11 protein-coding genes are annotated in these 14,542 nt (G+C 68.4%); 5 read left to right on the plus strand and 6 right to left on the minus strand.

Annotation, left to right across the window (positions count from 1 at the left end; all coding sequences use genetic code 11):
- The 5 genes from EK403_RS08515 to EK403_RS08535 form a co-directional block, all read left to right on the plus strand.
- The coding region (locus EK403_RS08515) for a tetratricopeptide repeat protein (protein ID WP_164919545.1) at positions 1-948 on the plus strand (948 nt) is incomplete at its 5' end.
- Positions 949-1,036: 88 nt separating this feature from the next.
- The gene (locus EK403_RS08520; RefSeq protein ID WP_128777082.1) at positions 1,037-2,329 is read left to right on the plus strand and encodes an MFS transporter; all 1,293 of its coding nucleotides are present in this window, start codon (positions 1,037-1,039) and stop codon (positions 2,327-2,329) included.
- Between the two features lie 160 nt (positions 2,330-2,489).
- Positions 2,490-4,262: an N-acetylglutaminylglutamine amidotransferase gene (locus EK403_RS08525; protein ID WP_128777083.1), complete on the plus strand. Its 1,773-nt coding sequence runs from the start codon at positions 2,490-2,492 to the stop codon at positions 4,260-4,262.
- Positions 4,263-4,374: 112 nt separating this feature from the next.
- A complete protein-coding gene (gene ngg, locus EK403_RS08530; RefSeq protein WP_206659515.1) occupies positions 4,375-6,054 on the plus strand; it encodes an N-acetylglutaminylglutamine synthetase in 1,680 nt (559 codons plus the stop codon).
- Between the two features lie 110 nt (positions 6,055-6,164).
- Positions 6,165-7,325, plus strand: coding sequence for an osmoprotectant NAGGN system M42 family peptidase (locus tag EK403_RS08535; RefSeq protein WP_128777085.1), 1,161 nt, complete (start codon positions 6,165-6,167; stop codon positions 7,323-7,325).
- A 134-nt stretch (positions 7,326-7,459) separates the two neighbouring features.
- On the opposite strand, the gene EK403_RS08540 is transcribed toward EK403_RS08535, so the two are convergent.
- Genes EK403_RS08540 through EK403_RS08565 form a run of 6 tightly spaced genes read right to left on the minus strand, consistent with a single transcriptional unit; the run spans position 7,460 to position 14,529 of the window.
- The gene (locus tag EK403_RS08540) at positions 7,460-8,434 is read right to left on the minus strand and encodes a type II secretion system F family protein (protein WP_128777086.1); all 975 of its coding nucleotides are present in this window, start codon (positions 8,432-8,434) and stop codon (positions 7,460-7,462) included.
- Between the two features lie 50 nt (positions 8,435-8,484).
- Complete coding sequence (locus tag EK403_RS08545) at positions 8,485-9,465, minus strand: type II secretion system F family protein (protein WP_128777087.1); 981 nt, start codon at positions 9,463-9,465, stop codon at positions 8,485-8,487.
- A 27-nt stretch (positions 9,466-9,492) separates the two neighbouring features.
- Positions 9,493-10,974 (minus strand): TadA family conjugal transfer-associated ATPase, encoded by a 1,482-nt coding sequence (locus EK403_RS08550; RefSeq protein ID WP_128777088.1) that lies wholly within the window; start codon positions 10,972-10,974, stop codon positions 9,493-9,495.
- Between the two features lie 25 nt (positions 10,975-10,999).
- Positions 11,000-12,280, minus strand: a complete 1,281-nt coding sequence (locus EK403_RS08555; protein WP_128777089.1) for a CpaE/TadZ family protein — start codon at positions 12,278-12,280, stop codon at positions 11,000-11,002.
- Positions 12,280-13,002: a CpaD family pilus assembly protein gene (locus tag EK403_RS08560; protein WP_128777090.1), complete on the minus strand. Its 723-nt coding sequence runs from the start codon at positions 13,000-13,002 to the stop codon at positions 12,280-12,282. The genes EK403_RS08555 and EK403_RS08560 overlap by 1 nt, the downstream gene beginning before the upstream one ends.
- A gap of 27 nt (positions 13,003-13,029) precedes the next feature.
- The gene (locus EK403_RS08565; protein ID WP_128777091.1) at positions 13,030-14,529 is read right to left on the minus strand and encodes a type II and III secretion system protein family protein; all 1,500 of its coding nucleotides are present in this window, start codon (positions 14,527-14,529) and stop codon (positions 13,030-13,032) included.
- Positions 14,530-14,542 lie beyond the last annotated feature (13 nt).

The following is a 14,542-nucleotide window of genomic DNA, read 5'->3' on the forward strand; positions in this document are numbered from 1 at the left end:
GGCGGCGCGGGCGCTTTGCTGGCCAGCGGTCCTCTAAACGCCGACCATGTGCTGGCGCTTTGCCCGCAATATTCGGTGCTCGATCCGGAGCTGCCGGTGGCGGCCGCCTGGCGGTCCGCCATGAAGGGGACGCCAGAACTCTTCGCCCTGCCTGATCTGCTCAGTCGGACGGCCCGGGTGTTCGTGGTGGTGGACCCGAGCTATGGGACGGACATGGCGCACTATCGCGCCGTCGAAAGGACGCGTCCCGTCACCATGATCGCAACGCCGTTCGCGAAGCACGACGCGCCAAAATTCCTGCAGGAGGCCGGCCTCCTAGCCCGCCTCGTCCTCGGCGTAGCGGCCGGGCAGGACGGGCGTCGTCTGGTGGCGACCGGCCGCAGAGCCCGCCGCCGCGGCGTCGCGCGCTATTGGCAGGGCCTGGGGTCGGCAACCCGCGGCCGGTGGCCTGCGGCGCGGGCTCGTGCGGTCCAGATGGCGGGCGAGCTCGCGATCGACGCCGTTCGAAACGGCCGGTCGGTGCGCGAAGGATTTTCCGCCATCTCCATGCATGTCGGCGCCCTCGCCGCGGCGGGCCGCGGAGCCGAGGCCGAGAGCATCGCGGCGGAGATGGTCCGGCTGTGTCCGGACGAGCCGAGCGCCTTCGCCCTGGTGGGCGGCCTGGCGTTTCAGGCGGGCCGGCTCGAGGAGGCCGAACGGGCGTTCACGGCCGCCATCCGGATCGACAAGTCGGCGAACGAAATCCGGATGAGTCTCGTGCGGACCTTGATCCGCCTCGGCCGCCAGGACGACGCGGCCAAGCATCTGGCGCGCTGCGCCTTGGCGCGCGGCAGCTGGAAGACGTGGCAGGGCGTCGTCACCGAACTGGCCAAAGCAGGCGTGACAGGCGCCATGGTCGAGTTGGCGACCAGGAAAGTGAATGAACTCAAGTCGCCCGCGCCGGTATGACCGAGCGCCGGCGTCCAGGCGGCGCTGAACACGGTCAGAACGGCCCGCCCGCTCGTCCTCCATGCGTTCTACGGGCGATGACGGAGCCATGACGCCGCTCGCCGCCTCGCCTCGCGCCGTCTCGCGCAGGTCGCTCGCCGTCGCGGCGTTCTCGACAATCGTCGAGTGGTACGACTTCACGCTCTACCTCTATCTCGCGACGGTGCTCTCGCGGGTGTTCCTCGGCGGCGGCGAGGCTTCGCTCGCCGCGACGCTGGCGGGCTTTGCGGCCGCCTATCTCCTGCGCCCGCTCGGCGCGATCGTGTTCGGCCATGTCGGCGACCGGTTCGGGCGCCGGCGCGCGATGCTGCTCTCGGTCGCCGTCATGACGGCCGCCATGCTCGCCACCGCGTGCCTTCCCAGCTACGCCGAGATCGGGGCATGGGCTGGATGGGGGCTCCTGCTTCTGCGCTGCGTGACGAGCTTCGCGGTCGGGGGCGAGTATGTCGGCGTGGTCGCCTATCTGTTCGAGGGCGCCCGCACCGAGCGGCGCGGGCTGATCGTCTCCTCGGCGGCCGCGGCGAGCGAGGTGGGGGCGCTTGCGGCCGTCGGCCTGTCCGCTCTGACCGTCCATTCGCTGAGCCCCGCGGCGCTCGACGCCTGGGGCTGGCGCATCCCGTTCCTCGCCGGCGCGGCGCTCGCCGCGGTCGTCTGGGTCGCGCGCTACGCCATGGAGGAATCTCCGGACTTCGAGCGGCAGCGCGCCGCCGGCACGGCGCCCGACCACCCGCTGCGCTTCGCGCTGGCCAACCACCGGGCGGGCATCGCGCGCGGCTTCGCCATTTCGGCGCTCGGCTCGATCACCTATTACGTCGGCATCACCTATGCGCCGGCCTTTCTCAGCTCGACCGGGGCGTTCGGAGAAGGCGACGCGCTCGTCCTGTCCACGGCCGCCGCGGCGGCCGTCATCCTCGCGACCCCGGTCGCGGGCGCGCTGTCGGACCGGTTCGGCCGCAAGCCGACGCTCGCGCTGCTCGGCCTGCTGAGCGCGGTGCTGCCGGTCCCGATGTTCTCGCTGATGGTCGGCGGCTCGACCCCTGGCGCGCTGTTCGGGGCGGTCGTGCTGGCCTGCGTCGCGGGGGGCGTTAGCGCGGTCGGCGCGGTCGCCACCGCCGAGCAACTGCCTGGCGAAGGCCGCCTGACCGGCCTCGCTTTGGGGGCGACGGCCGCAACCGCGGTGTTCGGCGGCGTCGCGCCCTATGTCGCCCACGAGCTCATGGAGCGCACAGGATCGCCGCTGGCGCCCGGCGCGATGATCGCGGCGGTGGCGCTCGTCGTTCTGCCGGTCTTGCTGCGGCTGCCCGAGCGTCCGCCAGACCCGCAGACCCTCACGGACGCCTGAAGCCCTGCGGCTGGCGACGCCGCGGAATCGCGCGGCGCCCGCTCCTGCAAGATCCGCCGGCGCCTCCCTTTTCGCCATGCCTCGAAATGCCCACGGACTCGATTTCGCGCGTCCGCGCCCCACGTTGCATCGCACAACATCCCAGCGAGGCGACGGCGAAATGTGCGGCATCTGCGGCGAAGCGACCTTTCTCGGCCAGCCGGCCTCGGTCCAGGCCGTCGCGGCGATGTCGGGCTGCATGACGGCGCGCGGCCCCGACGGCGACGGCATCGTGTCGCGCGGCCGCGTCGCGTTCGGCCACCGTCGGCTGAAGATCATCGACCTCTCGGAAAAGGCCGAGCAGCCGATGGTCGACCCGACGCTCGGCCTGACCGTCGTCTTCAACGGCTGCATCTACAACCACAGGGAGCTCCGCGCCGAGCTCGAGGCCAAGGGCTTCACCTTCTTCTCCGACGGCGACACCGAGGTGATCGTCAAGGGCTGGAAGGCCTGGGGGACGGAGCTGCCGAATAAGCTGTTCGGCATGTTCGCGATCGCGATCCATGAGCGCGACAGCGGCCGCGTGATCCTCATCCGCGACCGGCTCGGCATCAAGCCGCTCTATGTGTCGGAAGGAAACGGCCGGCTGCGCTTCGCATCCTCGCTGCCGTCGCTGCTCGCGGCCGGCGGGGTCGACACGTCGATCGATCCGGCGGCGCTCAACGCCTATATGACGTTCCATTCCGTGGTGCCGGCCCCGCGCACCATCCTCTCCGGGGTCCGGAAGCTGCCGCCCGCGACCCTCAAGATCTGGGAGCCGGACGGCCGCACCAAGGAGATGGTCTACTGGTCCGTCTCCTACGAGCGCTCGGCCGCCGACGTCGGGCGGTCTTTCGACGAGTGGCGCGAGGAGGTGCACGCCAGCCTCCGCACCGCCGTGAAGCGCCGCATGGTGGCGGACGTCCCCGTCGGGGTGCTGCTCTCGGGCGGCGTCGACTCGAGCGTGGTGGTGGCGCTGCTCTCCGAGCTCGGCCACGAGAGGATCGAGACCTTCTCGATCGGCTTCGAGGCGCGCGGCGGCGAGGAAGGCGACGAGTTCAAATATTCCGACATCATCGTCGACCGCTTCAAGACCTCGCACCACAAGATCATGATCGAGGAGCGCCGGATGCTCGACGCGTTGCCGGGCGCGATCCAGGCGATGTCGGAGCCGATGGTGAGCCACGACTGCGTGGCCTTCTATCTACTCTCCGAAGAGGTCCGGAAATACGTCACCGTGGTGCAGTCGGGACAAGGCGCCGACGAGATCTTCGCGGGCTATCACTGGTACCCGAAGGTCGCGGACTCCAACGATCCGGTCGCGGCCTACGCCGAGGCCTTCTTCGACCGCGACAACGACCGCTTCAACGCCCATGTGACGAATGAATATGGCGGCGCCGACCACGCCCGGGCGTTTGTCGAGGAGCATTTCGCGACGCCGGGCGCGGACGACGCCGTCGACAAGGCGCTCCGCCTCGACTCGACCGTGATGCTGGTCGATGACCCGGTGAAGCGGGTCGACAACATGACCATGGCGCATTCGCTCGAGGCGCGCGTGCCGTTCCTCGACCACGAGCTGGTCGAGCTCGCCGCCCGCATCCCGGGCCAGCACAAGCTGGCGGACGGCGGCAAGGGCGTCCTGAAGGACCTCGCCCGGCACATCGTGCCGAAGGAAGTGGTGGACCGGCCCAAGGGCTACTTCCCGGTTCCCGGCCTCAAATATCTCGAGGGCAAGACCCTCGAGATGGTGCGCGACGCGCTCGGGAGCCGGGCGGCGCGCGAGCGCGGCCTGTTCCGCCAAGACTATCTCGACGCGCTGTTCGAGGATCCGACGGCGCACATAACCCCGCTCAAGGGGTCCGAGCTCTGGCAATGCGCCCTGCTCGAGGTGTGGCTGCAGACGCACGGCGTCTGACGAAGGCGGTCTTCGGTCGCCCGCGAACTGAACTGATCGAAAGGCGTTTGACCCGATGGCTCCAGCAGTCGCCGCCCGCGAAACCGACCTGCGCGATGACGAGGCCGCAGCGATGCAGGGACAGCGAAAGGACGCGATCGTCGACTGCGGCTGGGGTCGCCTGCTGTTTGGCCAGACCTTCGCGGACCCGCGCGCGCTCGCAGACGCGCTTCGCGAGGAGGGCCCCGATCGGCGCGACATTGCGGTCTATGTCGACGACCCCCACGTCCTGCTGGCCCAGGCGCCGCTCGAGCTATTCCTCGATCCGAGCCACATGTACCGGCTCGACCTCGAGACCTACCAGCCCTCGAAGCGCGGCCAGCGCGCCTTCCACGTCCGCGCGCTCGAAAGTGCGCACGACATAGAGGCGGTGAATCGCATCTACGCCGCGCGCCAGATGGTCTCGGCCCGGCCGGACTTCTACGAACGCATGCGCGGGGACCGGACGCTCGTCCACCTCGTCGCCGAGGACGTCCGGACCCGCGAGATCATCGGGACGGTGACGGGTGTCGACCATGTCGCAGCCTTCGGCGACGAGGATCGCGGATCGTCGCTGTGGTGCCTCGCGGTCGATCCGCAGTCGCGGCATCCGGGCGTCGGAGAGACGCTCGCGCGGCGCCTTGCGGAGCTGTTCAAGGCGCGAGGGGCGCGCTTCATGGACCTCTCCGTGATGCACGACAACGACCTCGCCATCGGGCTCTACGAGAAGCTTGGCTTCGTCCGGGTGCCGACCTTCTCGGTCAAGCGCCGCAACTACATCAATGAGCGCCTGTTCGTGGGCGAGCCGGGCGTCGAGGGACTTAACCCTTACGCCAAGATCATCGTCGACGAAGCCAGACGGCGCGGCATCGGGGTCGACGTCGTCGACGCCGAGGGCGGCTTCTTCCGCCTGACCCATGGCGGCCGCTCGATCCTGTGCCGGGAGTCGCTCTCCGAGCTCACGACCGGCGTCGCGATGTCGATCTGCGACGACAAGGCTGTGACGCGCCGCGCCGTCGAGAAGGCCGGCGTCGTCGTTCCGAAGCAGATCGAGGCGGCCGGCGACGTCGAGGCGCTTAAGGCGTTTTTGGAGGAGCACGGCCAGGTCGTGGTGAAGCCCGCCCGTGGCGAGCAGGGCCGAGGCATCTCGGTCGGGCTGGAGACGATGGACGACCTTGAGGCCGCGATCGACCACGCTCGCGCTTTCTGCGACCGCGTGATCGTCGAGCAGATGGTCGAGGGCGAGGACCTGCGCCTCATCGTCATCGACTTCAAGCTGGTGGCGGCGGCGATCCGCCGGCCCGCCAGGGTGATCGGCGACGGCAAGTCGACGATCCGCACGCTAATCGAAGCGCAGAGCAAGCGCCGGCAGGCGGCGACCGGCGGCGAGAGCTCGATCCCGATCGATGGGCAGACCGAGCGCTGCGTCCGCAAGGCCGGCCATTCGCTCGACGACGTCGCGCCCGAGCACGAGATCGTCGCGGTGCGCAAGACCGCGAACCTCCACACCGGCGGAACGATCCACGACGTCACCGGCGAGGTGCATCCCGCGCTGGTCGAGGCTGCGGTGAAATGCGCGCGGGCGATCGACATCCCGGTCTGCGGCATCGACTTCATGGTGAAGTCGCCGCGCGGGCCGGACTACGCGTTCATCGAGTGCAACGAGCGCCCCGGCCTCGCCAATCACGAGCCGCAGCCGACCGCGGAACGCTTCATCGACCTCCTGTTCCCATTGTCGATGCCGGCGGCGATCCGCAGGGTGGGCATGGGCTGAGGCGAAGGCGGGACCGGCAAAATCCCGCCCGGGGGTTCGTGACGGCGGAACCGTGGTAAGGGAGGTCTCCCTCCGAATCGCCCCTCAGCGCCATCTGACCCCGGGGATCCATGCCGCGTCTCGACGTCGACATCGACTACCTCTCCGAACAGCTTCGTGGGCTGCTCAAGATCCCGAGCCCCACGGGCTTCACCGATTCCATCACCCACGCGGTGGTGGACGAACTGGTGCGGCTCGGCGTCGAGCCCGAGGTCACGCGGCGCGGCGCGATCCGCGCCAAGCTCAAGGGACGCGCCAAGGATCCGTCGCGGGCGCTGATCGCGCATCTCGATACGCTGGGCGCGCAGGTGAAGCTCTTGAAGCCGAACGGGCGGCTCGAGATCGTGCCGATCGGCAACTGGTCGGCGCGCTTCGCCGAAGGCGCCCGCGTCACGATCTTCACCGAGCAGGGCGCCTATCGGGGCTCGATCCTGCCGCTCAAGGCCTCGGGCCACACCTTCGCAGACGAGGTCGACGATCAGCCGACAGGTTGGCAGTACGTCGAGGTCCGGGTCGACGCGCTGGTGCGGGACGTCGCCGACCTTCAGCGGCTCGGCTTCCATGTCGGTGACGTGGTGGCGATCGACACCCAGTCCGAGTTTCTCGAGAACGGCTTCATCGTCTCGCGCCATCTCGACGACAAGGCCGGCGTCGCGATCCTGCTCACGACGCTCAAGGCCATCGTGGAATCCGGCAAGAAGCCGCCGGTCGACACCTGGTTCGTGCTGTCGATCGCGGAGGAGGTGGGAGTCGGGGCCGCCGCCGTGCTGCCGCATGACGTCGCCGCCATGGTCACGATCGACAACGGCACCACTGCGCCCGGCCAGGCGAGCGACGAATTCGGCGTGACGATAGCGATGGCGGACCAGACGGGGCCCTTCGACTATCACCTCACCCACGAGCTCATCCGGCTCGCGCGCGAGTACGACATCCGCCACCAGCGGGACGTGTTCCGCTACTACCGCTCCGACTCGGCCTCCGCGATCGAGGCCGGCGCGGACGTGCGAACCGCGCTCGCGACCTTCGGGGTCGACGCCAGCCACGGCTATGAGCGCATCCACATGCACGCGCTGCGCTCGCTCGCGGAGCTGATGACCGCCTGGGCGACGAGCGAGGTCGAGATCAAGCGCGACGCCAAGCCGCTGGGCTCGATCGAGGGCTTCCCGCACCAGCCGACCGCGCCGGCCGAGCCCGACATCGAGCCCAGCGAGACGCTGCCCGCGAGGGAGTGAAGGACGGACGTCGTCCCGGCCGCAGCCGAAGGCGGAGAGCCGGGATCGTCTTCAAGGTCGAGCGCTCGATCCGGGTGACGATCCCGGATCGGCGCGAGCGCCGTCCGGGATAACGCGGAACGCCGGAGCCGACCTCACTTCACGGCCATGACCGTGATGTAGGCCGGCCCGAGGATCACCACGAAGATCACCGGCAGGAAGAACAGGATCATCGGCACCGTGAGCTTCGGCGGCAGCCCCGCAGCCTTCTTCTCGGCCTCGGACATGCGCGTGTCGCGGCTGTCCTGCGCGAGCACGCGCAGCGCCTGGCTGACGGGCGTGCCGTATTTGTCCGCCTGGATGAGAGCGGTGCCGACCGACTTCACCGAGTCGAGCCCGGTGCGCGCGCCGAAATTCTCATAGGCCGTGCGCCTGTCCTGCAAATAGGACATCTCGGCCATGGTCAGCGTCAGCTCCTCGGCGAGCGCGACCGACTGCGAGCCGATCTCGTCCGCCACCTTGCGGAACGCCGCTTCGACCGACATCCCGGATTCGACGCAGATCAGCATGAGGTCGAGCGCGTCCGGAAAGGCGCGCCGCATCTGGGTCTGCCGCTTCTGGGTCTGGTTCTTCAGGAACAGCTCCGGCGCCTTGACGCCAAGATAGGTGGCGAAGACCACCGCTCCGACGCGCACAAGGGCCGACTGGCCGAAATCCTCGATCAGGAACAGATAGAACAGCGAGACGACCAGGAAGCCGATGGGGACGACCATCCGGAAGAACAGGAAGGCGGTCATCGCGCCGGGGCCGCGATAACCGGCGAGCTGCAGCCGCTCCTTGGCGTCCTCGGTGCCGAGATGCTTGGCCAGGTTGAACTGGCTCACGACGTTCTGCATGTAGGCCTTGGGCTCGCGCTTGAGGCCTTTGCGCTCGCCCCTCGCCAGACGCTCGCGTTCGCGCGCCCGGATCTTCGATCGCTCGGTCGCGACCGCCTTCATGCGCTTCTCCAGCGGGTCGTTAGCGAGCAGCGGCATGCCGAGGGTGAGGACCGTGGCGACGGCCGCGATCGCGGCGAAGATCCCGGCCAGCTGGCGCGGATCGTTCACGGCATGGAAGATGAGTTCGATCACGCGCGGACGTCCCTGATGCGGCTTCGGCCCGGCCGTCTTCGGCCGCGGCGTCAGAAGTCGAAATTGATCATCTTTTTCATCACGAGCACGCCCGTGATCATCCACGCCGCCGACATCACCAGCATGAAGCGGCCCATATTGGTCGTGAACATGTCCTTCATGTAGTCCGGCGTCGTCACCGAGATGACGCAGATCGTCAGGATCGGCAGCGATCCGATGATCGCCGCGGAGGCCTTCGCCTCCATGCTGAGCGCCTGGATCTTCTGCTTCATCTTCTTGCGGTCGCGCAGCACCTTGGAAAGGTTGCCGAGCGCGTCGGACAGGCTGCCGCCGGCCTTGGCCTGGATCGCGATGACGATGCCGAAGAAGTTGGCCTCCGGCACCGGCATACGCTCGTAGAGCTTGCTGACCGCCTCGGAGAGCGGGATGCCGACCGCCTGCTCCTCGACGATCTTGCGAAACTCGGACTTCACCGGCTCCTGCGCCTCGTTGGCGACGATCCGGATGCAGTCGCCGAGCGGCAGTCCGGCCTTCAGGCCGCGCAGGATGACTTCGACGCCGTCGGGCAAGGCCGTCAGGAACCGGTTGATGCGGCGCTTGCGCAGGAAGGAGAGCGCCCAGCGCGGCAGGCCGAAGCCGCCCACGAAGGCCGCGAGCGCGCCGACCCGCCAGTCGCCGGACACGACCATCAGCGTCGCGCCCAACAGCACGGCGACGACGCCGCTCGCGACGTAGAAGCGCTGGACCGACCAGTCGAGGCCGGCCTGCGCGATCCTCATCGCCAGGCTCGGGCGGTTGATGCGCTTCTGGCGCTCGTCGAGCGCCTTGAGGCTGTCCGCCACCTGGCCGCGTCGCAGGCTCTCGACGGCCGCGAGCGTCGCGGCCTGGCGGCGGTCGAGCCCGATCATCTTCTGGCGCGCCTCGACCCTGAGCGCGCCCGACAGATAGGGGTAGATCAGCGCATAGGCCGCCCCGCCCGCGGCGACCGCCGCAAGCAGGACGATGGGAAGCTTTCCGCCTAGGTCGATCATCGGTGCGCCTCAGTCTCCGTCACGGCGTCACGCGACCCGTGAGGGCGAGTCGACGTCCATCGCGTCGATCGCGGCCGCGAGCCGATTCTCTTCGCCGAAATACCGGGCGCGCTCCCAGAAGCGCGGACGGCCGATGCCGGTCGAGCGGTGGCGGCCTATCAGCCGCTTGTTCTGGTCTTCGCCCAGGATGTCGTAGAGCAGGATGTCCTGCGTGATGATCACGTCCCCTTCCATGCCCATCACCTCGGTGACGTGGGTGATGCGGCGCGAGCCGTCGCGCAGGCGGGACGCCTGGATGATGACGTCCACCGAGGTGCACACCATCTCGCGGATGGTCTTGGACGGCAGCGAGTAGCCGCCCATCGTAATCATCGACTCGAGACGGGACAGAGCCTCGCGCGGCGAGTTGGCGTGGAGCGTGCCCATCGAGCCGTCATGGCCGGTGTTCATGGCCTGCAGCAGGTCGAACGCTTCCGGTCCGCGCACCTCGCCCACGATGATCCGCTCGGGACGCATGCGCAGGCAGTTCTTGACGAGGTCGCGCATGGTGACCTGGCCCTCGCCCTCGAGGTTCGGCGGCCGGGTCTCGAGGCGGACGGTGTGCGGCTGCTGGAGCTGGAGCTCGGCCGCGTCCTCGCAGGTGATGATGCGCTCGTCCTCGTCGATGTAGCGCGTGAGGCAATTGAGCAGCGTCGTCTTGCCCGAGCCCGTGCCGCCCGAGATCAGGACGTTGCAGCGCACGCGGCCGATGATCTTCAGGATCTCGGCGCCCTCGGGGCTGATCGAGCCGAAGCGCACCAGCTGGTCGAGGGTGAGCTTGTCCTTCTTGAATTTTCGGATGGTGAGGGTCGGCCCGTCGAGCGCGAGCGGCCCGACGATGACGTTGACGCGCGAGCCGTCCGGCAGGCGCGCGTCGCAGATCGGCGAGCTCTCGTCGACGCGCCGGCCGACCTGGCTCACGATCCGCTGGCAGATGTTGAGCAGCTGGGCGTTGTCGCGGAACCGGACATGCGTGTTCTGCACCTTGCCCTGGACTTCGATGTAGGTCCGCTCGGCGCCGTTCACCATGATGTCGGCGATGTCGTCGCGGGCGAGCAGCGGCTCGAGCGGCCCGTAGCCGAGCACGTCGTTGCAGATGTCCTCGAGCAGCTCCTCCTGCTCGGCGATCGACATCACGACGTTTCGGATCGCGATGATCTCGTTGACGATGTCGCGGATTTCCTCGCGCGCGCTCTCGACGTCGAGACGGGCGAGCTGGGCAAGGTCGATGGCCTCGATCAGCGCGCCGAAGATGCGGCTCTTCGTCTGGAAGTAGTCCTCGCCGCGCTTGACGTCGATCGGCGGGGGCGGCGGCGCGGTCGGCGACCTGAGATCGGGCGACGGCGCGAGCTGCGGCGCCGGCTGCGTCGGGACGGCGAGCAACGGAGCGCCGAACTCGCTATTGGTCGTGGCGCTCCGGCCGAGGCCGGCGCCCGCCGGCGCGATCGTCGATCCGCGTTTTCCGAACATAGGTCGCGTCCTTACCCGGCCGAGGTCAGCCGGCCTTCTTCCAGGGAATGCGGGCCATCAGCGGGTCGAGCAGATTGCGCTTCGACCGCTTCGCCTCGATCTTGCCGGTGAGCCGCTTCGCGAGATCGAGGAAGGTGTCGTTGACCTTGTGCGACGGCGAGGTCTCGGCGAGCATCTGGCCATTGTTGGCCGCGGTCCCGAAAAGCTGCGGATCGAATCCTATGATCGCCGACGGTTCGACGTCGAGCGCCTTGGCGAACTCCGTGGCCTTGATCTCGGCGCGCTTCGGCATCGAGACCTGATTGAGGACAAGCTTGGCCGGGGCGTCGTTGGGCCGCGCCGTCTTCAGCAGGTCGATCAGGTTCTTGGCGTTGCGCAGGTTCGCGAGATCCGGGCTCGCGACCAGCACGACCTCGTCGGCCGCGATCAGCGCGCGCTTCGACCAGGCGGTCCAGAGATGCGGCACGTCGAGCACCGCGCAGGGCACGTTCGACCTCAGAATGTCGAGCAGCGGGTCGAACACGTCCTCGTGGAAGTCGTAGACGCGGTCGAGCGTCGCCGGGGCGGCGAGCAGGCTGAGCTGTTCGGTGCATTTCGACAGCAGGCGGTCGACCAGCGCGGCGTCGAGCCGGTCGGGCGCGAACACCACCTCGGCCACGCCCTGTGGGGGGTCCTGGTTGAAGTTGAGGCCCGCCGTGCCGAAGGCGAGGTCGAGATCCACCACAACCGTGTCGAGCTTGAGCTGCCGCGCCATCGCCCAGGCGGCGTTGTGGGCGACGGTGGACGCGCCGACGCCGCCCTTGGCGCCCACGAAGGCGATCGTGCGGCCGACCGGATCCGCGCCCGGCGCCCGGAAGATTTCGGAGAGCGAGCGCACCAGGTCGACCACCCCGAGCGGCGGCACGAGATAGTCGCTGACCCCGAGACGCATCAACTCGCGATAGAGCAGGACGTCGTTGACCTGGCCGATCACCACCACCTTGGTGTCGCTGTCGCAGACGTCGGAGAGCCGATCGAGCGTCTCGAGCAGGCGCTCGCGGTGGGCGTCGCCTTCGATGACGATGACGTTCGGCGTGGGCGCGTTCCTGTAGGCCTCGGAAGCCGCGAGCCCGCCGCCCATCTGCACCTTGACGTGCGCCTTCTCCATGCGGCGGTCGCCCGTCGCCTGCTCGATCAGCCGGGCGATCTCGGGCGTCTCGCAAAAGGCCTGGATCGAGACCCGCGGCAGCGGCGCGATGACGTCGGCGGGCGTTCCGTGGGTCTCGGCCGAACCGGCGAAGTTGCCGAATTGGTCGTGCGGGCTCATCACTGCGTTGCGACGTCGCTCACGACGGCGTCCTCCTGGCGGTAATTAGTTGTTGTGTCTTCGCCGGCGCGGTGCTTCTCGATCACCGTCTGGCGCCGCGCCGCGTAGATCGGGGTCTCGGCGCGCGGACGGGCGAGATCCTCGGGATCGGCGACCTGCGCCGCGAGGTTCGCCTGAGTGGCGCAACCAAAGTTCCAGTATTCGCGATTCTCGCTTGCGCCGTACATGTCCGCGCCGCCGTAGCCCAGGTCCTCTGGCCAATAACCGCATTTGTGCGGCACCTTGGCCTTGAGCTTGACGTAACCGAGCTTGACGAGCGCGACCTCGTCGCCATCGGCAGGATAACGACGGCTGACGATCTGCGTAGACGGCACGCCGGCGGCGGCGAGCGTGGCGCGGATTGCGGGCAGGGCGTGGGCCCCCTCGCCGCCTGTTGGAGTCATCACGCCAATCGGCCCACGTCCGTCCGTGCGCCAAGCGGCCGCGAAGGCCCGAAGGTCGGCCCGTTGGCGAGGCGTAAGACCCGGCGCGCCCGCACCGATTGGCAGGTCCAGGCGCTCCGATCCTTCCGCGAGCACTATCGGATGGCGCTGCGAGACGGTCGTGGGATAGGGGTCGTTGACGATTCGGTTGTTGAAGTTGCAGCCGCCGAGCGCAAGAGCGCCGGCAACTCCAAGCGCCACCAGACTGCAGCGCGGCAAGTGTGGATGAGAAAAGAACATCCTCGGGATCTCCGGTCGGCGCCTATGTCAGTCGACGATATATCCGACGCGCTGGCGCCCGACGGTGGCGGGATCGATTTTGCCAGGGACGCCATAGAGGCGATTCAATCGTCCTAGCAGCAGCGCGGAAGGGTCGGAGGGCTCGGCGAAGCCGTCGTCCGGGCTTTGAAGCTTGTCGGCGGCGACCGCCTTCGCCAGGTAGGGGGTGATGAAAATCGCGAGTTCGGTCTCGTTCTTGAGGTAGTCTGTCGAACGGAACAACGCCCCGAGGACCGGCAGCCTCATCAGACCCGGCCAACCTGCGACGGCGCGCTTGGTCTGCTGCTGGATCAGCCCGCCCATCACGATGGATCCGCCCGAAGACACCTCGACCGTCGAATTCGCACGCCGAACCTGCAGACCCGGAATGACGAGGCCCCGATCGGTGATGCCGTTCGCAGGGTCGAGTTCGCTGACCTCGGTCGCGATCTTCAGGCTAATACGGCCGCCCGAAAGCACCACCGGGGTGAAATTCAGACCGACGCCAAAATCCTTGAACTCGACAGAGCGCGTGCACCCGCCGTTGCCGCTGTCTTCGCAAGGGCCGGGAAAGGGATACTGCCCGCCGGCAAGAAACTTGGCGCTCTCTCCCGAGATCGCGGTGAGGTTCGGTTCGGCGAGCGTCTTGATGACTCCAGCGCGCTCCATCGCCTGCAGTCGGGCCGAGTACAGGCTCGAGCCTCGTCTGATGCCGGCGGTGATGTTGCCTGACGGCTGGGCGTTGTTGGCGCCGAAGGGGAACGACGAGGCGAGTTGCTGGCCGACCGACGAGGCGCCGTCCGACCCGATCAGCCATCCGCCGCCGAGCTTCGCCGGGATGAGAAAGCCGGTCTCCGGGTCGATATGGCCGAACCCGTAGTCGACGCCGAGTTGCTTGATCACCTCGCGCTTCATCTCGACGACCTTGACCTTGAGCAGGACCTGGTCCTGGCCCTCGATCTTGAGCGCGTTCACCACCTTCTTCGGGTCGGCCATGTAGCCACTCGCGATATCGATCGCGGTCTGGGCCTCCTGGGCCGACTTGACCGAACCCGTCACCACCACGCCGTCGCCGACGCCCTCGACCCTCACCTTGCCGCCGTCGATCGACCGCGCGATCGAAGACCGGATCGAGCCGACGTCGCGCGACACCGAGACCTCGTAGGATGAGATCTCCTTGCCCTCCGAATCGAGGAACTTGACGTCGGTCTGGCCCGGACCGGTGCCATACAGATAGGCCTTGCGGGCGGAGCGCACCGCAGCGTTGGCGACCCCGGGGTCGGCCACGAACACTTCCTTGGCGTCGCGCGGCAGGGTGACCGCGTAGGTCTTGCCGATGCCGAGCTCGATCTTCGAGCCGTCGGCGTAGCCCGCATCCGAAAGATAGCCGGGATCGGCCGCCAACGCGGCGTGCGGGACGGCGAGCGCGAAGGCGCTGACCCCGACGATGGCGAGCCGCGCCAAGCGCGCGAGGCGGCGGCCGACGCCGCGGCGATCAGGCTGGGTCATCGCTCTCTTTGCC

Origin of the sequence: Hansschlegelia zhihuaiae (assembly GCF_004103825.1) — a bacterium.
In the GTDB taxonomy this organism is placed as follows: Bacteria; Pseudomonadota; Alphaproteobacteria; order Rhizobiales; family Methylopilaceae; genus Methylopila; species Methylopila zhihuaiae.

Coding starts and splice junctions, on each gene's coding strand:
- EK403_RS08520 (WP_128777082.1), top strand. CDS start 1,037: ATGACGCCGCTCGCCGCCTCGCCTCGCGCCGTCTCGCGCAGGTCGCTC.
- EK403_RS08525 (WP_128777083.1), top strand. CDS start 2,490: ATGTGCGGCATCTGCGGCGAAGCGACCTTTCTCGGCCAGCCGGCCTCG.
- ngg (WP_206659515.1), top strand. CDS start 4,375: ATGCAGGGACAGCGAAAGGACGCGATCGTCGACTGCGGCTGGGGTCGC.
- EK403_RS08535 (WP_128777085.1), top strand. CDS start 6,165: ATGCCGCGTCTCGACGTCGACATCGACTACCTCTCCGAACAGCTTCGT.
- EK403_RS08545 (WP_128777087.1), bottom strand. CDS start 9,465: ATGATCGACCTAGGCGGAAAGCTTCCCATCGTCCTGCTTGCGGCGGTC.
- EK403_RS08550 (WP_128777088.1), bottom strand. CDS start 10,974: ATGTTCGGAAAACGCGGATCGACGATCGCGCCGGCGGGCGCCGGCCTC.
- EK403_RS08555 (WP_128777089.1), bottom strand. CDS start 12,280: ATGAGCCCGCACGACCAATTCGGCAACTTCGCCGGTTCGGCCGAGACC.
- EK403_RS08560 (WP_128777090.1), bottom strand. CDS start 13,002: ATGTTCTTTTCTCATCCACACTTGCCGCGCTGCAGTCTGGTGGCGCTT.
- EK403_RS08565 (WP_128777091.1), bottom strand. CDS start 14,529: ATGACCCAGCCTGATCGCCGCGGCGTCGGCCGCCGCCTCGCGCGCTTG.